Source organism: Phormidium sp. CCY1219, assembly GCF_055795085.1.
The window spans coordinates 1-18,732 of record NZ_JAYFEQ010000973.1; the positions used below are offsets into that span (position 1 = coordinate 1).

The following is an 18,732-nucleotide window of genomic DNA, read 5'->3' on the forward strand; positions in this document are numbered from 1 at the left end:
GTCCAATTCCCGGGATGGAAAAAAACTATTCCGATGAGCGGAATAGTTATTTATGCTTAGTCCAATTCCCGGGATGGGGAAAAAACTATTCCGATGAGCGGAATAGTTATCATCTTTTCATATGAGTAAGGTAGAGAATTTTTCATTTCGGAGGTGCCTAGCGCGGTAATGACAGAAAAGGCTACGTACCACATCAATCCGAGAAAGACTATAGACTGCTTCAGAAAAGTCAAGTTTTACTATATCGGTAAGATTGTGTCAAGGGGTGCGCCTAAAAATATCAACTTTTATGAGTTTTTATCAACTTTGAGCGAGAACTCTCGTCAATCGGTTACATTTGTTTGCAAAACCTATCAACTTTTATCAACTTTTCTTTATTTACGGTTCTGGAAATAAAGGCCATGCTGGAGTTAACAGCATAAGGGGGGACGCCAAGGGCGTTCTAGAGTCATGTCTACCAATACAGTTACTCTCGAAGTCGGCAAACTCAATACCGCAAATCTGACCAATGAGGGATTTGAAACGGTAAATCTTTCCTCAACGTTTAGCCAAACCCCAGTGGTGTTCAGTCAGGTGCAGACTTATAACGGGGTAGAGTTTGTCCGTACCCGACAAAACAATGCCAGCAGCACCGGCTTTAACCTGGCAATGGAAGAAGAAGAAGCGCTGCAAAACGGTCACGCTACGGAAACCGTGGGTTGGTTGGCGCTAGAACCCGGTCAAGGGAATTGGAACGGACATTTATTTCAAGCAGGCGCAACAGCAACCAGCGTCAATGACAGCTTTTCTGGCATTACTTTTGACTCAGACTTTGCCACCGCGCCGCAATTTATGGCAGCAATGGCAACCTATAATGGCATCGATCCGGCGGGGGTGCGCTACCGGAATTTGGGAATGGATACGGTAGAAGTCAAAATCGAAGAAGAGCAAAGTCAAGATACTGAAACCAGCCATGCAAACGAGCAGGTTAATTTTCTGGCCTTAGAAGGAGAAGGAGTGCTGAGCGATGTTAACGGAACGGTTATTGGCGAATTCGGACAGATTGACAATTTAGACCACAACAGCCAAACCATTAATCTGCTCAACAGCTACAGCAATCCGGTCATCTTCATGCCTACCTTATCCTACTATGGAGCCGATCCTTCTACCACTCGGATAACCAATGTAGGCAGTAACAATTTTACCGCTTTTCTAGAAGAAGCGGAATATAAAGATGGCAGCCATACCACGGAAAATGCCAGTTATTTCGTGTTTGAGGCAGGCAGTTGGGAATTGAGCATTACCGGAGAATTAGTTGGGGTAACGACGGATGATTTGTTAGTGGGAGATGTGGAGGATGATATTATCTCTGGCAATGAAGGAGATGATGTCATTGTGGGTAAAGAAGGCAGCGATGTGCTGTCTGGAGATGCGGGTTCGGATTATTTTGTATTTGGCGGATTGGCAGAAGGGGTGGATACGATCCAAGATTTTAATGCGGCGCAAGGCGATCGCATCGTCATTGCTCCCGCCTTCGAGGAAGCCACTTCTGTGGAACAATTTGCTTTCGATTCTCTTACGGGCGTACTTTCTTTTAATGGTACGGACTTGGCACAGTTGCAAGGCGTTACCAGTGTAGATTTGCTCGAGAGTTTAATCTTTAGTGTGGGGTTAGGCGTTGAGGAAAATAGCGCCAATGGTACGGTGGTGGGAACGGTTGCCATTTCCAATCCCGCCAGCAGCAATCCCTATCAAATTACTGGAGGGAACGAGAACGGAATTTTTGCGATCGATGTCTTCACGGGCGAGATTACCGTTGCCGATCGCACCCAACTCGATCGCGAAACCCAGTCGTTGCACTACTTATTTGTAGAGGCGATCGATGCCACGGGTCAAACAATTACCAAACAAGTGACGATTAATGTGGGCGATGTGAACGAAGCGCCCGAATTTGCCAGTAACTCCACCTTCAGTATTGAAGAAAATCCCCACGATGGCGTTTCTGTAGGCACTATCCAAGCGACGGATCCGGAAAATGACGCCCTCACCTATAAAATTATCGGCGGTAACGAATCCGATGCGTTTACCATCGACGAATTAACCGGGGAAATTACCATTGCCAATGGTGAAAAACTCGACTACGAAACCCAGAATTCATACAATCTCACCGTCAAGGCGATCGATGAAGGCAAACAAACCACCGAAACAACGGTGGCGATCGATGTCATGGATGGGAACGAAGCACCGATAATTGAAACCGATGACGACGAAACCTTTATTTTCCACGAAAACAACAATAACGGTACCATCGTCGCCCAAGTTCCCGCCTTTGACGAAAATGTGGGACAACAAGCGCCGATTTACAGCATTGTCGGCGGTACGGGTCAAAATTATTTTGGGATTACGCCGGATGGAAACATTGTCATCGAAGATTCAGTGGGATTGCGCTCGAATAACGCCACTGACTATAACTTAACCGTGCGAGTTGCTGACAGCTTCAACTCCAGTTTGACCGATGAAGTCACGGTCATTTTAGAAAAAAGCAAGTTCACCAATGTTATCAAGCAAGAAGGCAGCGAAAGTCCCTTTAGTCCGATTGATACTGGTTCCAATTCCGACCCCACTTTTGCCGATATCGATCGCGATGGGGATATGGATGCCTTTGTGGGGCGATTGGATGGCACAGTTGCCTACTTCCGCAACGATAACGGTTCCTTCGTCCCCAGCCAAACCCAGAACCCGCTGAAAAATGTAAATTTTGAAGAAGACGTGGGTGCGAGTCCGACATTTGCCGATATCGATAACGATGGCGATTTAGATGCCATTGTTGGCAATTTCAATGCAATCCATTACTACCAAAACGATAACGGCCATTTTGTCGAAAAAACCGACAGTGCCAATCCCTTGTCTGACATTAACGGTTTTAACCCCCAATTTGCCGACATGGACGAAGACGGCGACTTAGATGCCTTTGTCTCTTCCGGAAAAGACAGCAGCTATTCAGTCAACTACTATCGCAATGACAGCGGCACTTTTACCCAAGACAACAACAACAACCCGCTGAACAATCAAAACTTTCTTGTTCCAGCAGCAACATTTGCCGACATTGACGATGATGGAGACCTGGATGCAGTTGTTGGGGTCAAAGATGGCACGATTCAATACTTCCAAAACGATGGCGGCACTTTCAACAAAAAAACCGGCAGCGACAATCCATTTAACAGCATCGATGTGGGGAATTATGCCGATCCGAGTTTTGCCGATGTCAACGACGATGGCTATCTCGATTTAATCGTAGGTTCCGAGGATGGTACCCTCAGTTATTATGAAGGCACTCCGTCTGTCTTTAATTTGAATTTTTCTAGCACGGGTCAAAGCGTCTGGGATAGCGGCACTTCTCAATTAGAGTGGAATTGGTCGCCGTTACAAGACTTGATTGGCACGGACAAAATTAGTTGGGATATTTCTCCATCCGTAGACTTTGACCTGGGCGAACTTGGTGCCGATACTCACGGTGGTATTGGGTTAAGCGCAGGCTACGAACTCGACGCAGGAACGATTGATACCGAACTTCCCGTGGATATATGGTTGAATATTCCCGAAGCGATTTCTTCTGGGGAAACGATTACCATTTCTTCCGGCTTTTCTTTAGGAGATAAAGCTACCTTTGACACCACCACACCTCGGGTGGCGGCTTACCTGGATTTCTTGTTTGAAATTTATGCCGGCGCATATGTGACTCTCGATTATAAGATTGGTGAATACACCAAAGATTACAGTCAGATTGACATCAACGAATCGTTTAATTTCCAATTCGACAGCACGGGTCAAGCGGTGTCTTTTGAGGAAATTGACAGCGATGACTTTTCTGTGGACTTAGGTTCTCTCGGTTCGCTGGGTTATGAAACTGGCGGTTGGGGCGACATTCACGGCTACGTTCCCGATATTTCAATTGAGGGCGATCGCATCAACAGCAATACCCTTTCCGGTAGCAAGAGCGATGTTGTCTTAGATGCGAGCTTAGACTTAGATAAAGTGTTCTTGACGGCTCTTTCTGAATCGAATATCCCTTATTTGAGTAAAGCCGCAGAAGCCCTGGATTACGTCATTGAGGGAAATCTAGATCTCGGCGTTGCTTATGCCAATTGGAATCTGTTTGATGCCGCATTCGAAAGCGATTTTTCTCTCGTTCAGGATTTAGACCTCACGGTTGACAATTTGACCGGAACTCTGAATGTGGAAGGTCAGGGTGCAGTTCCCTTTACCGTGGGACAAGATCTGCAAATTACTCCCCAAGATACCAATGGCGACGGACAGGTGGATATTACGGGTACTGTGGATGTCGCCCCTCAGTTAAACAGCAATACCTCGATTGATTACGATTTGGATATACCGCTGACGGCGTTGGAAGGGGAAGCCGGCTACGATGTTTCTGTTGACTTTGGATTGTTCAAGCTCAGCTACGAGGATAGTGCTGAATTTGGACCGATTTGGAGTGAAAATATGAACCTCACCCAAGGTGGATTCGATTTGTACGATAATAGCTTTACCCTCGGTGGGTTCAATACCGCAACTCTTGACTTCTCGATTCCGATCGCTTAATCCATCCAAAAGCCCCCCACCCTCCCCGGGTGGGGCTAGACTTACAAAGCCCGCCCGAGACTAATCCTACCAAAAGCTCTTACAAAGCCCGCCTACGGGGGCTAAGTGAAAAAAGCTTTTACCTGCCGAATTCAGTATGCATTATCAAAGGGTACGTCATTTCTCTCCCTCAACTACAACCGCAAAACGATGCTAAAGTCTACTTCTGCTTCCCCGGCTTCCATCAAATATCAGTTCGTTTATAATTTAACGCCTGCAAATTCCCTCGCCTTCGAGGATTTGACTTTTCCCAGCATTACAAAACACTGGCAAAAATTTCGGCAGCGCGGCCCTTTGTCTGGGGTGGCGGTTTCGGTAAATGAAGAAAGAGTCGGTTTTGTTTTAGCAGAATTGATGCCGGACGTCACTCGCGCTGAAGTGCTTTCTTTTTTCGTGAAACCTAACTATCGCCGTCAGGGACTTGGTACGCAGTTAATGCGCTATATGGAAATCGCTTTAACGAAGCTGAGCTGTGCGGAATTGTTTTTAAAATATCGCGTAACTTCCCTCACGGATTCGGCGTTAGAACCGATTTTGCACCAGCAAAGTTGGCAACCGCCGGAAACTGAATTTGTGTTGACTAAAACCACCGCCGAAAAACTGCGATCGGCACCTTGGGTTTATAAATACTGTCTTCCGCAACAGTTTACCGTGTTTCCTTGGACGGAGTTAACCAAAGCAGAAAAAGCCCGGATTGTCCAGCGAAAAAAATATCCCGATGCCTTGAGTCCGTTTACTGAGGATGGGCCTTTGGAACCTATCAATAGTGTGGGATTGCGCTATCAAGGCGAGGTGATTGGATGGGCGATCGCCCATCGTATTGCCCCGGATACAATTCGCTATTCGTCTATGTTTGTGGAAGAACCGTTTCAAAAGTTGGGACGCGGTTTTGCCTTGCTCACTGAAGCAGTAAGGCGACAATTAACGGCGGATATCCCTTATTTCACCGCAGCAGTGGCAAGCAATAATATCGGCATGCTGCGTTGCGTCGATCGCTATTTTAAACCCTATGCTGAATTAATGTCTGAGTCGCGCCGCTGTGTGAAGCGGTTGGGATAATTTTTAAAGGGGTTTATCTCGGTTACAGCCTGAATTTTTCCGCCTTTTCTGCCCTGGCAATTCTCCAGGCTTCCTGTCTTCTAAACTGTCGTCGTGCAAGCCAAAACTTCTCGCGCTATTAACAATTCTATCCCTCCTACAAAACCGCTATAGTCCCTTGCGCGAAGACTGGCGTTCGAGAAGCCAGGGAGTTTAGTCCCTGGCGGGCAAAAGCTGGTTATCTTTTGGACATCAATTCTTTCATTTGCGCTTTAAAGCCTGCGATCGCTTCGGGTGTGGGTTGGGTTTCTTGCCAACTCGATCGCTGCATCAGGCGATCGCACCATTCCTTGATTTTCGGATAGTCTTCCATCTCAATTCCCATCTGTGGCAAAAATGGAATCGCTGTCCCCGCAACCAGTTCGGCTAAGCTCAAGTGTTCGCCGCCAAAGTAGGGACTACGCCTGAGTTTTTCGGCAAAAAAGTTTAACACTACCCCAATTTTTTCCTTAGACTGCTCGATTTTCTCGGGGGTTTCTTCCCCAAATCCCATCATCTGACGCAGCAAAGGCGTCATCGCCGGGATGAATTCGGTTAATGTCACCATTTGCACCATCCGCACGATCGCCAAATCTTCTGGATTGGTGGGCAACAGGGCAGGGGTGGGATATTTCGTTTCTAAATAGTCCAAGATGGCAAATGACTCGATGATGGGAAATCCATCTACTTCTAAAACGGGGATGTGGTGAAAGGGGTTCATTTTCAGAAACTCGCTTTGGTATTGATCGCCATCGAGTTTCATCTCCACGAGTTCAAAGTCTAGTTTTTTCTCTAATAAGCAGATCCAAACCCGGCGGGAGTTGAACGAAATCGGCAAATGGTACAACTTCAGCATGGACGAGACTCCACAGAGGACATCATCAGTTTAGATCGCCTGGGCCAGAGTGGCTATCAATATAGCAGGGAGTCGGTTGGGTTCGCGCTGACCTGTGTGTAGTATGCGGCGACAGTGGCGCGATCGCCAATTTGGATCCAGGAGTCAGGGGCGATCGTCCCCCAAAAATTTTTTCTGTAGTATGTAGCCGTTTTGCGGAATTGCGGGGACAAAGCCGGAAAATTTATGGCCTGTAACCCTTGCGGGGAGTGCCTTTCAAAAAAAATTAAAAAAATTTGCTCCAACCCCTTGACAAGTTTGTAGTATGCATGTAGTATGTGATTGTAAGGCACAGGGAAAGGAACCGAACGGCTCCACCCAATGCCCAACACCGAACCAGGAAAACTGAATAAACAAACGGCCATACGATCGATGTTTGGACAAGTGCGGTTTTTACTCATCGGGGTGGATATCGCTCCCGCGAGGGATTCCCCCCGAGTAAACCGCCAAACCTGCCAAACGACAAATAGATACAAGACCAACTTCGTGGGGATGTAGCTCAGTCTGGTTAGAGCGCTTGTCTGTCGAACAAGATGTCGCGGGTTCAAATCCCGTCTTCCCCGTTTAGTGGTTCTCCAATGCTGAAAATGCAGCGGACGCCCTATAGATGGCCCCATCGTCTAGCGGTCAAGGATTTCTGATTTTCGCTCAGAAGACACGGGTTCGAGTCCCGTTGGGGCTATGACATGGCTGAGTACCCAAGCGGTTGAAGGGGGAAGCCTGCAAACCTTCTATGCGTGAGTTCAAATCTCACCTCAGCCTTGGTGAAATGTCGCAGTGTAACTTAACGGTTAAAGTACCTAGCTCATAACTGGGTTGATGCAGGTTCGATTCCTGCCACTGCGATCGCCTGTGGGGATGGTGTAACTGGCAACACTCCAGTCTCCAAAACTGGCATTCTGAGTTCAAATCTCAGTCCCCGCGCCAAATTTCCAAATTTTAAGGGTCGGTATCCAAATGGGTGACGGAGCTTGAGTGTAAATCAAGTGCCTCTGTGCTGAACCTGGGGGTTCGAGTCCCTCCCGACCCATTCTGGAGAGGTGGCCGAGTGGTTTAAGGCGCTTTCCTGCTAAGAAAGAGCGGTTTAACAGCCGTCGAGGGTTCGAATCCCTCCCTCTCCGCTTTTTGCCTGTATGACAGGAGTAGCAATTTTCCGAAACTTCACTGGGAGAGGTGGCCGAGTGGTTGAAGGCGCGATCTTGGAACGGTCGTTCGGGTTCAAACTATCCGACGAGGGTTCAAATCCCTCTCTCTCCTTATTATCCCCCGGTAACTCAGTGGGTAGAGCGCCTGTGTTTTGGCGAAGCCTGTCTGAAGGACTTAGAACAGGAAGGGGTTGGTTCGATTCCAACCTGGGGGGCTGGTCTGATTGCCGGGTGGACGAGTGGCAAGTCACCGCGACTCTGAATCGCGGAGAGGTTGGTTCGACCCCAACCCCGGCATCCACAAGGTGCCCTGTGGTGTAATTGGTAACATGCCTGCCTTTGAAGCAGGAGAGTCCAGGTTCGAAACCTGGCGGGGCAGCCAATACTCGCTCCTATAGCCCAATTGGAAGAGGCGATCGTCTCAAAAACAGTGCTTTATGAGCTTAGCCTTACTAAAGGTAACTAGCTTTTTCTCGCTCCTGTGGCGCAATTGGCAGACGCGGCAGACTTAAAATCTGTTTTTTGTTGCGGGTTCGACTCCCGCCAGGAGTATGCTGGGGATGAAATTCAGGATTTAAACCCCTGGATTGATTACCGAGTTTCCCCCTTACGTGGGTTGCATTACCCTTTCAATTTGCCCCTGTGACGGAACGGAAGACGTCGCCGACTCAGAATCGGTGTTTTGCAGGTTCGACTCCTGTCAGGGGCATGGCGCGATCGCCCCTGTTGCGCCCCTGTAGCCTAATCAGAAGAGGCTCCGGGCTTGCTGCAACCCGATCGCAACTAGGGAGTGTAACTCAACGGGACAGAGTACCGATCTTCTAAATCGGCTGGTGTAGGTTCGAGTCCTACCACTCTCGTTTGGTATCGATAAAATAAGGAGGTTTGCTTTCCCTGTTATTCATTAAACTCAATCGCTCCAGCGCGATCGCGCGGTGGCGTGCCCTAACGTTTGGAGCATACATACTGAGTACGAGAGGAACGGTAACGCTGCGAAAATGCAGTGGGCGTGTGGGAACGAGGAGTGCGAAGAACCCGAGAGGTGGGCTTAGCGGTAGCCATCCTGTAAAGAGTGTGTAATAACTCATCGGTGGAGTCCCTCTAGTAGCTGAGAACACGCGGAAAATGCTCCTCTAACTTGCACGCCAGCGCGATCGGCACTTAGTGTTTCAGCTCGATATCGCACATGGGGTCATAGCTCAGATGGCGAGAGCGCCTGCCTTGCAAGCAGGAGGTCATGGGTTCAAGTCCCATTGGCTCCACTGATGGTGTCTGAAGTCGAAGTGGTCGAGACCCTAGCCTGTGAAGCTAGTTAGTAGGGAGTTCGAGTCTCCTCAGACACCCCTCAGTGGAAGATGCTGCTAACGGGATGGCAACTGGTCTCGAAAGCCAGGGTACGGGCAACCGTAGGGGTTCGATTCCTCCATCTTCCGCCAACCACCGGAGGCCGAAAAGTGAGGCACCGTGCTGATAACGCGGCGATAGGAGGGGCAGTACCTCCCCGGTGGATTTCCCTCTGCCAACGGATTTGGGGCTGATGCTACGAACGTCGGCTGTGGTGGTTCGACTCCATCCAGAGGGACTTTCCCTGACTTGGGCTTTCTCGGGTCAGGGGGTATATTCCTCGGTAGCTCAATGGTAGAGCTTCCGGCTGTTAACCGGAGGGTTCTTGGTTCGAGTCCAAGCCGGGGAGTTCGCTGGTATCGCGGGGTTGCCTGCGGCACAAGCAAGGTATAAAAGGGAATGTAGCTCAATTGGCAGAGCAGGTGACTTTTAATCACCTCGTTGCAGGTTCGATTCCTGTCATTCCCTCTCTCGCCAACCTCTGCATCTAGGCCACGTTCGCCTCCCCTGTCATTGATGGAAGCTGCTGCTGATGGGACGGCAACCGGCCTTGAAAACCGGGGTACGGCCAGAAACCGTAGGGGTTCGACTCCTCCAGCTTCCGTTGAAAGGTAGGGAGGCGGCACGACCGCACGACCTATAGGGTGGCCAACTTGTTGCCCTCCCTACGAGTGAAGGATATGCAGAAGTTCTGGTAAAATAAATTGTTAATCCATGAATTTATCTCTTTGGTTTTCTTTTCTCGATCGAAATTCCATTCTAATTTTATTTGACTTGTGAGTGATTTATGACAACTTTAACCATGCGCTCCTATGTGGGAGAGAGGGATATCCAGGCGATCGCTGCTTTAATCCAAGACTGTGAGGCGGTCGATCGCCTGGAAGAAGTTATCTCCACCACCCAACTCCAACAGGAAATCAACCAGCCATCGGTGGATCGAGACCGGGATATTCGCCTGTGGTGCGACAGCAATGCCGCGCTTATCGGGTTTGGGCAACTGTTTATTCCGCCATCGGGAGATATTCTCGACGGTACTTTGTGGTTCCGCGTCCACCCCCGGGCAAGGGGCGGCGATTTGGAAGAACAAATCGTCGCTTGGGGTGAGAAGCGGATGCGCGAGGTGAGCCGAGAGCGCGGCGTGGGAGTGAAGCTGCGCTCTGGCACTCGCGACACCGATCGCACTCGCCTCGCATTGCTCGAACGCTTGGGCTATGTTCGCGATCGCTATTTCTTTCGCATGGCTCGCTCTTTAGCCGATCCGATTCCCGAACCTCAATTGCCGACGGGCTATACGTTGCGATCGGGCACTCAGGGGGAACATCCGCACGCTTGGGTGGAGATGTTCAATCAATCGTTTATCGACCACTGGGGTTTTTACGAGTTAACGATCGAGCGCGTACAGCACGAGTTGAAAGACCCGTACTACAACCCGGAGTTCGATCGGGTGGCGATCGCTCCCGATGGCACATTCGCTAGCTTTTGCGATTGCTATATTAACCCCGAACAAAACCAGCAAAGCGGGCGAAATGAAGGCTGGCTCGTAGTTCTCGGTACCCGGCGCGGCTTCCGCAAGCAGGGACTCGCAAGCGCTCTGATCCTGGATGCACTACATCGGTTAAAAGCCGCTGGAGTCGATCGCGCACTGCTCGCCGTGGATGCCGAAAACACCACCGGCGCGCTCCACCTCTACGAGTCCCTCGGCTTCCGGAAAGTGTACGTCAAAACTACCTTAGTGAAGGAGTTGTAAGCCCCCAGCACCCCCCTGAAAAAATTTTTTTCCAAACCCTTGACAAAACTGTAGTATGAGTGTAGCATTAAAACATGGCACGGAAAACAGCCGCCAAAACGGCTCGTTTCCTGCCATGACCGAACCTGGAAAACTGAATCCAACGAGGGACTTTTTACAAGCGTCTAGCGGGAATTCTCCCGCAAACAATCGAGGTGCTATGATGTTACTCTACGTCCCACTGCTTCAGCGCCAGCGGCGCAAGTCTCGAGCCGCCACTCGCGAACAGCAGTTAGCGGTCAATCGACCCCATCCAAACACCGAAGGGTTAAATTCAACCCACTCGGTTCGCGGAGTCGAACCCATTCGTCACGTGAATGATATTTATCATTTAGAACGGCGTTTTTTATTGTAGCCAAAAAAGGCGATCGCTCGATGAAAGCCAGGAAATTTTCACAAAAATCTAACCCTTAAAAAGGAGGAAGCAGCATGGTTCACGTTCGCTTTGAAGGTCGTTCTTATGACGTCACGGAACGTCAACTCGGCATCAGCGCTAGCATGAGCGATGCTGCTGTCAAAGAACGCCTCGCCCACTACTTTGATGTCCACCGCGATCGCTTCGAGTCTTACATCTGCGATCGTCGCCCTTCCGGCGATTTAATCGTTCGTCCCGAAGCGGTTTACGGTTAATTTTTTTCAATACTTTCTGTTTTCAAATTCTCAATTTTCAATTTCCCGCACCCTAACCGATTAAGCTTACACACAACTGGTTTATCGCCAGAAACATGTAGGTTCGAGTCCTACCACCTCCTTGAATGGGGGTGTGGCTCAATTGGCTAGAGCAAACTGTGAAATAGCCTAATTGACTTGTGCGGGAAAGAATCTGTCAGGACGGTTGAAAAAGCACTTCGCGCCCTAACGCGGAAAGCTTACATACTAGCTCATTGGTAGAGCATTACCCTGTTAAGGTAAAGGTTGGGGGTTCAATTCCCCTGTATGAAACCACGGCTTTCACGACTTGCGCGAAGTGTTTTTTCAACCTTTAATTCCACCCGAAAGCTTTAAAAAAATATCCCGCGCCCTAACGGGTGAAGCTTACACACATCCGCCTGATAAGCGGGAGATTGTAGGTTCGAGTCCTACCAGCCCCACTTTCCTGGGGCTGTAGAGTAATGGTAACTCACCAGTGTTCTTCAGCTTTACCAACTTGTGCGGGATATTATAATATTTCATCCTTTGCAGTCTTTCACTTCGCGCCCTAACCGAAAAAGCTTACATACTCGCTCAATGGTAGAGCGCTTGATTTAGGTTCAAGTGATTGCAGGTTCAAATCCTGTGTATGAAACCACGGCTTTTTCGACTTGCGCGAAGTGTTTATTTTGATGTCAATTCCCTCCATTTTTTCTGCCTTGCAGTTGTCGCCGCGCCCCTATCGGGGGGGCTTACATACTCCGCAAAACCACAGTGCGCTTTGGAGAAAGCGCTGCAAGCCTGAACTGTCAATAGCAGGCCAATGCCCCCCTCACTTGCGCGGCACTTGTTATCGAGCCGCGCGTGCGATATCTGCCTTTTTTGAAAGAGCGGTTATCTCGTATAAACGCGAGATAGCGAAGCATTGATTTAAACAAGGAGAGAGTCTATGAATGCAGCAGAACGCGATTTGCGGCTGGAAATGCTGAATAGCTTGTTGACGACGCCACACCGCAAGCTGGAAGAAGTGGCAGAATTACACCAAATAATGGTAGAAATCGATCCGTTGTTTTACGGTCATTTGGGCGCTTGGTATTACCAAAATGGGGACGTGCGAGACCACAAAGAGGTGTTTGTGGGAAATCTGCTCACCAGTCCCCTGACGGAACACCGGGATGCGGGATTCGTGCTGCTGCAAAAGTTGCCCCCTTATCAGGTGGGGCGGGTGGTAGACTTTATGAAGCAACATCGCCACAAAGTGCCCCGTTGCGCGCGCACGGCGGTGACGCGATATCTGCGCGATCGCGAAAAAAATACAAACTTCTTCGATCGCGCCGCACTTCGCAACCGCAAGGCAATGAAACACCTCTATGCCACCTTACATATCAAACCCAACCCGCGCGCCGATGCCATCCTGTTCAAAGAAACCCCGCCAGAAGGCAGTCTCGCCTACCTCGTCAAGCAACTGGCAAAGGCGGCATCTCCGGCGGAACAAGCAGCGCTCATTGTAGAACACAATATCCCCTACACGATCGCGATCGGCACCGTAAAGCAGCTCACGCCCACAGTTCTGGTGGCGCTGATTAATTCCATGTCCCCGCAAGAGGTCATCAATAACCTCAAATCCTTGCAAGGGCGCGGTGCGATGGAACATCCGGAAGTGAAAGCTCTCATCGAGCAAAAGCTGAAAGACGCCCAAACCAGCGATCGCGTCTCCGCCTACAAAGCGCGCATCGCCTCCGACGCCGCCCAACTCGACACCGACACCACCGCTCAGTTGGAACAAATTACCAACGAACAAGTGAAAAAGCGCGGTAAAATTAAAAAACCCACCGCCTTGCTGGTGGATAAATCCGGGTCGATGGACAAAGCCCTAGAAGTCGGAAAGCGCCTCGCCGCCATGATTTCCGGCATTTCCGAAGCAGAACTCTACGTTTATGCTTTCGATACCATGCCCTATCCCGTCACCGCCAAGGGCAGCGAATTGAGCGACTGGGAACGAGCGTTCCAGCACATCAAAGCGGGGGGCAGAACCAGTATCGGTTGTGCGGTAGAAGCCCTGCGCCGGAAAAAACAGCAGGTGGAGCAAATCATCCTCGTCACTGATGAAGGTGAAAACAGCAGCCCCTATTTCCCCGACGCCTATCAAACCTACTGCCGCGAAATGGGCGCTCTGCCAAATGTTATTATTGTCAGAGTGGGGAGATTCTATACTTGGGTGGAAACCCAATTGAAGCAAAAACAGGCTCCGGTGGAAACCTTTACCTTCGGCGGCGACTACTATTCCTTGCCCAATTTGGTGCCATTGCTGTCTCGTCCCTCGCGACTGGATTTGTTAATGGAAATTATGGAAATTCCGCTGCCGGTAAGAGAGGATAAATAATCGGGTAGGGTGCGCTGCGGCGTACCCTATGCGATTCCCCGGAATCCCTGGATAACTCCTCGTTGAAGGTTTAGTTATTCCGAATTTATGTACTGCAAACTCTGCGAAAGAGAAGTCAATAAACTCACGGTTCATCACCTGATTCCCAAGCAAAAAAATGGGGCGAAAAGACCGACGATTGATATCTGTTCCCCCTGTCATCGCCAAATTCACGCTTTTTTTGATAACGCGCGGTTGGCACGGGAACTGAATACGGTGGAAAAACTGCAAGCTGAACCGCAGATGAAGAAATTCCTCGCCTGGGTGCGAAAGCAAAAATCCGATAAACGCATTAAAGTTCATCGCCGCGCTTGATCGGTTGCAGTTGGGCGAGCGTTCTTCTCCCTTGGGGCGCAATCCACACTGCTGCGATCGCCGGCTCCCTACCCATTTTTTTTGCTACTTTTTTGCAAAAAAACCTTGACAAAATTTTGTTTTTATGTTATTAAAAAAATAGAATGGGAGAAGATGCGGCCATATATATAGCAGGGTTTCGGTCTGGCTAAGGTATGCTGCCCTCATTTGTCATTCCCCTTTGAGCGGGAATCGAAAAGTAATTTCGGACAACTGCGATCGCACGACATGTACGGGTAGGCAACTCGTTGCCCAGCCTACCCGTAAGATCCGTGCGGTAGTGCTGTGGGGTTGAGAAGGCGACAACACTATAGCGGGTTTTGTCGCCACTGAGCGGTTGACCCGTTGATTCTGGATATTTCTCTAGCGGCGCGTAAGTACAACTATGCGCGTTTTCAAACATGCTCCGCGACAGACGGGAGTCACCGCAGACTCTCGTCTTTTTTTTATGGCAAAAATTTCGCCCCGGAAGCGCGATCGCAGTTGCGGGGGTGGATGGCGGGAGGGGGGAGTCATCCAGTGGGGGATTCGCGCCCCAGCATTGGCCCATTTTACCCGATCTGCCGGAGAACCCCTGACTCATGGAAAACTGCGATCGAGCAAGCACCTGTGATTGTGCGGAAACTTCCCCCGTCTGAAATGCCGAAAACTCCCGCTACAGGAAGGTTGGGGACATTTTTCGACTTGACTAGGTGCTTGAATTTTGCTAGAATTAAGCCAGGGTAAGGGTTTGAGCGAGAAGCAAATGGTCGATTTTGGGAAAGTTCAACCACTCTCTTGCATTTTGGCGGTAGGTGCTTGTAAAATCTTCTTAGAGTACTTCCCATTTAGGGGATTGGGCTTGTGCGCTGCTTTACCTCAGATTGCCGATAGGCGTTGAGCACTTTCCTTGCTGGGAGCGGGTTTCGGGCTGAAGTGCTCTGCTTTACCTCAGATTGCCGATAGGCGTTGAGCACTGCCCCATACTGAACTACGCAAGCGCGTTTTTTCTGCTGCTTTACCTCAGATTGCCGATAGGCGTTGAGCACCTTCCCCTGAATACTCAAACTGTCCCAAGTCTCTGAGCTGCTTTACCTCAGATTGCCGATAGGCGTTGAGCACAAAGGGCGAAAGTGCTTTAGGTCTGCTTCATCAGACTGCTTTACCTCAGATTGCCGATAGGCGTTGAGCACACTTTACTACACGCAAGCTTTTGGCACTACGACGGCCTGCTTTACCTCAGATTGCCGATAGGCGTTGAGCACTCGTGGGCAACCCCTAAGTCCGCTAACGCTGTAGGACTGCTTTACCTCAGATTGCCGATAGGCGTTGAGCACACTAGATTCTGAAGACCTGAAGACTAAAAGCTCTAAAACCTGCTTTACCTCAGATTGCCGATAGGCGTTGAGCACAGATTAAACGTCAAGTCTGGGGCAATCTTTCTCAAACTGCTTTACCTCAGATTGCCGATAGGCGTTGAGCACATTCTAAAACAAACACTAAATCTTGTAATTGTTGACTCTGCTTTACCTCAGATTGCCGATAGGCGTTGAGCAGGTGTTCCATCCGATGCAGAAGGAATTTGTTATAGCTGCTTTACCTCAGATTGCCGATAGGCGTTGAGCACAAAAAAGCAAAACATGGAATTCAGCTAGGTATTTTCTGCTTTACCTCAGATTGCCGATAGGCGTTGAGCACACTACGGTGAAGGACGCAGTAGCTGGCGTATTGAATACTGCTTTACCTCAGATTGCCGATAGGCGTTGAGCACAATTCTGGGGAACTGGAATTGATTTGCTCTATCCCAACTGCTTTACCTCAGATTGCCGATAGGCGTTGAGCACAATTCATTTGTAATGGTTTCAAAAATAGGTTCAACGGCTGCTTTACCTCAGATTGCCGATAGGCGTTGAGCACATAATCTCCAACAAAATTTAGCTACTGCTCTAAAAAGTCTGCTTTACCTCAGATTGCCGATAGGCGTTGAGCACATTGTTTAGTCGTTCCGTGCTTTTTGCTTAAGATCTGCTTTACCTCAGATTGCCGATAGGCGTTGAGCACGATTCAAGTATTACGCCCGTTCCGTCTCTCCCGAAGCCTGCTTTACCTCAGATTGCCGATAGGCGTTGAGCACGAAAAATCACGAACAAACACAACCTTAAGGAGATTCTCTGCTTTACCTCAGATTGCCGATAGGCGTTGAGCTTCGTGGATTTCGTCGATATTCAGCCAGAACGTTTCGGCCTGCTTTACCTCAGATTGCCGATAGGCGTTGAGCACCGATCAAAATCACAGCGGCGGGGATTAAATTTGAGTCCTGCTTTACCTCAGATTGCCGATAGGCGTTGAGCACTAGCGAGGAAAACATATGGTCAGCAATCACCCGAACTGCTTTACCTCAGATTGCCGATAGGCGTTGAGCACCTGTCTACAGCCAATACAACCAGTGGGCAAGTACACTGCTTTACCTCAGATTGCCGATAGGCGTTGAGCACAGAACCTGCAAAAGCAGGTTTTTTTCGAAGAAAAGCCCTGCTTTACCTCAGATTGCCGATAGGCGTTGAGTGCGATAAACGTGGGTTGCGGGTGCTCCCCAATTTAATCCCCTTCCCCCGGCGCGATCGCAAAAAATTTCTTCGTTCCTGGGGCATAAGTCCACCCCAACCCCTCCGGATCCTTCTGACAACTCCAATCCAAAAAATCCGCTTTCTTCTTATTCTTGCTCACCGTTGTCGGATGCACGCCCAACCTAGCGGCTAATTGCGATTGATTCAATGGCGGCGGTAACGTCACCGATGGGGTGTTCGGGGTTGGGGGTGGGGCGAGGGTTTCCGACTCTGCCAATACTGGCGCACTCTCTACCTCTAGAGTTTGGTAGGATTGCGGCATTTGAATCGTGGAAAAGCAGTACACCATCCCGCCATTGTCGGTAATTTCATATCCCGCCGCAAACTCCTGCGCCTGTTTGTCCAAATATTCCTGCGCTTCCTTCCCTTCCACTCCCGCTTGCATGGCGAAGTCCAATGCAGTCAGACGCCCTTCGTTCTCTTGGATTAACCGATAAAACACCGAATTCAGATGCGCCTGTCGCTGCTGCTGCTTTTGCAGATAGGATTTCCACGCCCATCCCACCCCAGAGATGACGGCGACGCCCAGCAACATTCGCCACGCGGATAAGATGATGGTCGCGCCCACCACTATGGGCACCACAATCATCAAGCGCGATTCCAAGCTGGTGTTCGACTCCGCGCGATCGCTCTCGATGGAGCCACGGTTCATTTGGCGATTGGCTGGCATCTTCACTTCACAGATTCCACACTCGTTCCTCTTTACCGACACGGGGCGTGCCACAAGTGCATTATTGCATCTGTACGCCGCTTCAGTCATCGCCGCGCCAAAACTCTCCCCCACACGCCGATTTCCCCACTCCCTCCCCTCAGCGCCCCCTCCGTTCTATCGTTTTTTGCCTATATCGGTTTATAGAAATTCACTCAAATCGCCAAATTAATGCGCCTTACCCCCGGTTTCCGGCTTTATTTTCCCGCTCAATCGGTATATAGCCAGAAAACGAAATTATGGAAATTCTCTCTGTAAGGCAGTTTTGTCCAAAGCGACCCTTTTGTCTTTCTCTGGGTTTGAGCTGCTGGCAATAATTCAGGCATATTTTACCATAGTATTGAAATTTACATTTTTTGTCAACTGCTACAAATGATGCTACAAGCTGTTCCTACATTTGTGGGGGTCAAGCGGTAAAGCGATCGCCGCAGCCAAACCGCTATTTTTCACTTAAACTGCATAATCAATTTTAACTTTATTTCTACCAATTGAGAGACAAATTGGCATTTTCTTAGTGCCTAAAACCACCTTTAATGTTCCTATTATCCATGATTTTCGGTGGGTGAATCTTCCTCATACCTGAGTATAAAAACAACCGAAAAAAACTCTTTTACCTCCACCGAGCAAAGGTTTTCCTATGTTTTAGTAGGCGTGCGAGGGCGGAATTGGGAATTAATGAATAAGGGTTTAAAATAACTGCCACGCTTTCTTATGGCTTCAGCCAGTTATTTCCGCGCCAGCATCCAGAATTATTCTAAGCAGTCATGCAAAATAAATTGCACATCGATTTTTGAGGTTTGTAGGGTGGCCAGGCACGAGAACTTCCGGGGCGCGAGGCACTTCCGAAAATGGCTCTGCCTACCCTACCCGCTGCAATTATTTTTGCCCGAGTACATATTTCTATAACCTTACAAATATGCAAACTAAGCGAATATTATATAGATAAATAAAAGTAATCATGCAGATAACAAATTTTTATGTAAATATCTTTCTGGCGCATCACAATATTACAAATGGTGTAGTAACGTGAAGTTAAGTAACTATCTATGTCTTTAGACAGAGAACGAGGTCAGCACCCCGCTCTAAAGAGACGGGGCTTCTAGCCCCTGACTTTAGGTAGCTGACCAGCCTAAGCCCTACGAGG

The 18,732-nt window shown here is 49.2% G+C and carries 10 protein-coding genes, 22 tRNA genes and 1 CRISPR repeat array; of the genes, 30 read left to right on the forward strand and 2 right to left on the reverse strand.

The window, feature by feature from the left end; genetic code table 11:
• The first annotated feature begins 450 nt into the window (after nucleotides 1-450).
• Both AC0QH1_RS31225 and AC0QH1_RS31230 read left to right on the forward strand, forming a co-directional pair.
• Nucleotides 451-4,581 (forward strand): cadherin domain-containing protein, encoded by a 4,131-nt coding sequence (locus tag AC0QH1_RS31225; protein ID WP_324635344.1) that lies wholly within the window; start codon nucleotides 451-453, stop codon nucleotides 4,579-4,581.
• Between the two features lie 189 nt (nucleotides 4,582-4,770).
• Nucleotides 4,771-5,679, forward strand: coding sequence for a GNAT family N-acetyltransferase (locus AC0QH1_RS31230; protein WP_324635345.1), 909 nt, complete (start codon nucleotides 4,771-4,773; stop codon nucleotides 5,677-5,679).
• A gap of 217 nt (nucleotides 5,680-5,896) precedes the next feature.
• Here AC0QH1_RS31230 and AC0QH1_RS31235 read toward each other — a convergent pair whose 3' ends face one another.
• On the reverse strand, nucleotides 5,897-6,553 hold the full coding sequence (locus AC0QH1_RS31235) for a glutathione S-transferase family protein (RefSeq protein ID WP_324635346.1): 657 nt from the start codon (nucleotides 6,551-6,553) through the stop codon (nucleotides 5,897-5,899).
• Between the two features lie 527 nt (nucleotides 6,554-7,080).
• Between AC0QH1_RS31235 and AC0QH1_RS31240 the strand changes: the two genes are divergently transcribed.
• From AC0QH1_RS31240 to AC0QH1_RS31375, 28 genes are all read left to right on the forward strand, one after another.
• Nucleotides 7,081-7,155, forward strand: a tRNA-Asp gene (locus AC0QH1_RS31240).
• Between the two features lie 46 nt (nucleotides 7,156-7,201).
• Nucleotides 7,202-7,274 (forward strand) — tRNA-Glu (locus AC0QH1_RS31245).
• A gap of 6 nt (nucleotides 7,275-7,280) precedes the next feature.
• Nucleotides 7,281-7,354 (forward strand) — tRNA-Cys (locus AC0QH1_RS31250).
• Between the two features lie 11 nt (nucleotides 7,355-7,365).
• Nucleotides 7,366-7,438, forward strand: a tRNA-Ile gene (locus AC0QH1_RS31255).
• Between the two features lie 6 nt (nucleotides 7,439-7,444).
• Nucleotides 7,445-7,519: transfer RNA gene (locus tag AC0QH1_RS31260), tRNA-Trp, on the forward strand.
• Nucleotides 7,520-7,535: 16 nt separating this feature from the next.
• Nucleotides 7,536-7,622 (forward strand) — tRNA-Tyr (locus AC0QH1_RS31265).
• 4 nt (nucleotides 7,623-7,626) lie between these two features.
• A tRNA-Ser gene (locus AC0QH1_RS31270) sits at nucleotides 7,627-7,713 on the forward strand.
• 46 nt (nucleotides 7,714-7,759) lie between these two features.
• Nucleotides 7,760-7,849: transfer RNA gene (locus tag AC0QH1_RS31275), tRNA-Ser, on the forward strand.
• Nucleotides 7,850-7,855: 6 nt separating this feature from the next.
• Nucleotides 7,856-7,952, forward strand: a tRNA-OTHER gene (locus AC0QH1_RS31280).
• Between the two features lie 10 nt (nucleotides 7,953-7,962).
• A tRNA-Gln gene (locus tag AC0QH1_RS31285) sits at nucleotides 7,963-8,038 on the forward strand.
• 5 nt (nucleotides 8,039-8,043) lie between these two features.
• A tRNA-Gln gene (locus tag AC0QH1_RS31290) sits at nucleotides 8,044-8,119 on the forward strand.
• 93 nt (nucleotides 8,120-8,212) lie between these two features.
• Nucleotides 8,213-8,289, forward strand: a tRNA-Leu gene (locus AC0QH1_RS31295).
• Nucleotides 8,290-8,373: 84 nt separating this feature from the next.
• Nucleotides 8,374-8,446 (forward strand) — tRNA-Leu (locus AC0QH1_RS31300).
• 77 nt (nucleotides 8,447-8,523) lie between these two features.
• A tRNA-Arg gene (locus AC0QH1_RS31305) sits at nucleotides 8,524-8,597 on the forward strand.
• Between the two features lie 328 nt (nucleotides 8,598-8,925).
• A tRNA-Ala gene (locus AC0QH1_RS31310) sits at nucleotides 8,926-8,999 on the forward strand.
• Nucleotides 9,000-9,005: 6 nt separating this feature from the next.
• Nucleotides 9,006-9,080: transfer RNA gene (locus tag AC0QH1_RS31315), tRNA-His, on the forward strand.
• A 7-nt stretch (nucleotides 9,081-9,087) separates the two neighbouring features.
• Nucleotides 9,088-9,173 (forward strand) — tRNA-Ser (locus AC0QH1_RS31320).
• A 185-nt stretch (nucleotides 9,174-9,358) separates the two neighbouring features.
• A tRNA-Asn gene (locus AC0QH1_RS31325) sits at nucleotides 9,359-9,430 on the forward strand.
• 46 nt (nucleotides 9,431-9,476) lie between these two features.
• A tRNA-Lys gene (locus AC0QH1_RS31330) sits at nucleotides 9,477-9,549 on the forward strand.
• Nucleotides 9,550-9,868: 319 nt separating this feature from the next.
• Nucleotides 9,869-10,828 (forward strand): GNAT family N-acetyltransferase, encoded by a 960-nt coding sequence (locus AC0QH1_RS31335; RefSeq protein WP_324635347.1) that lies wholly within the window; start codon nucleotides 9,869-9,871, stop codon nucleotides 10,826-10,828.
• A gap of 55 nt (nucleotides 10,829-10,883) precedes the next feature.
• The gene (locus AC0QH1_RS31340) at nucleotides 10,884-11,222 is read left to right on the forward strand and encodes a hypothetical protein (RefSeq protein WP_324635348.1); all 339 of its coding nucleotides are present in this window, start codon (nucleotides 10,884-10,886) and stop codon (nucleotides 11,220-11,222) included.
• Nucleotides 11,223-11,296: 74 nt separating this feature from the next.
• Nucleotides 11,297-11,497 (forward strand): hypothetical protein, encoded by a 201-nt coding sequence (locus tag AC0QH1_RS31345; RefSeq protein WP_324635349.1) that lies wholly within the window; start codon nucleotides 11,297-11,299, stop codon nucleotides 11,495-11,497.
• Nucleotides 11,498-11,736: 239 nt separating this feature from the next.
• Nucleotides 11,737-11,812: transfer RNA gene (locus tag AC0QH1_RS31350), tRNA-Asn, on the forward strand.
• Between the two features lie 82 nt (nucleotides 11,813-11,894).
• Nucleotides 11,895-11,958, forward strand: a tRNA-Ile gene (locus tag AC0QH1_RS31355).
• A 121-nt stretch (nucleotides 11,959-12,079) separates the two neighbouring features.
• A tRNA-Leu gene (locus AC0QH1_RS31360) sits at nucleotides 12,080-12,155 on the forward strand.
• Nucleotides 12,156-12,446: 291 nt separating this feature from the next.
• On the forward strand, nucleotides 12,447-13,880 hold the full coding sequence (locus AC0QH1_RS31365; protein ID WP_324635350.1) for a vWA domain-containing protein: 1,434 nt from the start codon (nucleotides 12,447-12,449) through the stop codon (nucleotides 13,878-13,880).
• Nucleotides 13,881-13,967: 87 nt separating this feature from the next.
• Complete coding sequence (locus AC0QH1_RS31370; protein WP_324635351.1) at nucleotides 13,968-14,234, forward strand: HNH endonuclease; 267 nt, start codon at nucleotides 13,968-13,970, stop codon at nucleotides 14,232-14,234.
• 487 nt (nucleotides 14,235-14,721) lie between these two features.
• Nucleotides 14,722-14,886 (forward strand): hypothetical protein, encoded by a 165-nt coding sequence (locus tag AC0QH1_RS31375; protein ID WP_324635352.1) that lies wholly within the window; start codon nucleotides 14,722-14,724, stop codon nucleotides 14,884-14,886.
• Nucleotides 14,887-15,121: 235 nt separating this feature from the next.
• A CRISPR array of direct repeats spans nucleotides 15,122-16,821; the repeat unit is 37 nt; unit sequence CTGCTTTACCTCAGATTGCCGATAGGCGTTGAGCACA.
• A 29-nt stretch (nucleotides 16,822-16,850) separates the two neighbouring features.
• On the opposite strand, the gene AC0QH1_RS31380 is transcribed toward AC0QH1_RS31375, so the two are convergent.
• The gene (locus AC0QH1_RS31380; RefSeq protein ID WP_324635353.1) at nucleotides 16,851-17,549 is read right to left on the reverse strand and encodes a hypothetical protein; all 699 of its coding nucleotides are present in this window, start codon (nucleotides 17,547-17,549) and stop codon (nucleotides 16,851-16,853) included.
• Nucleotides 17,550-18,732: the final 1,183 nt, after the last annotated feature.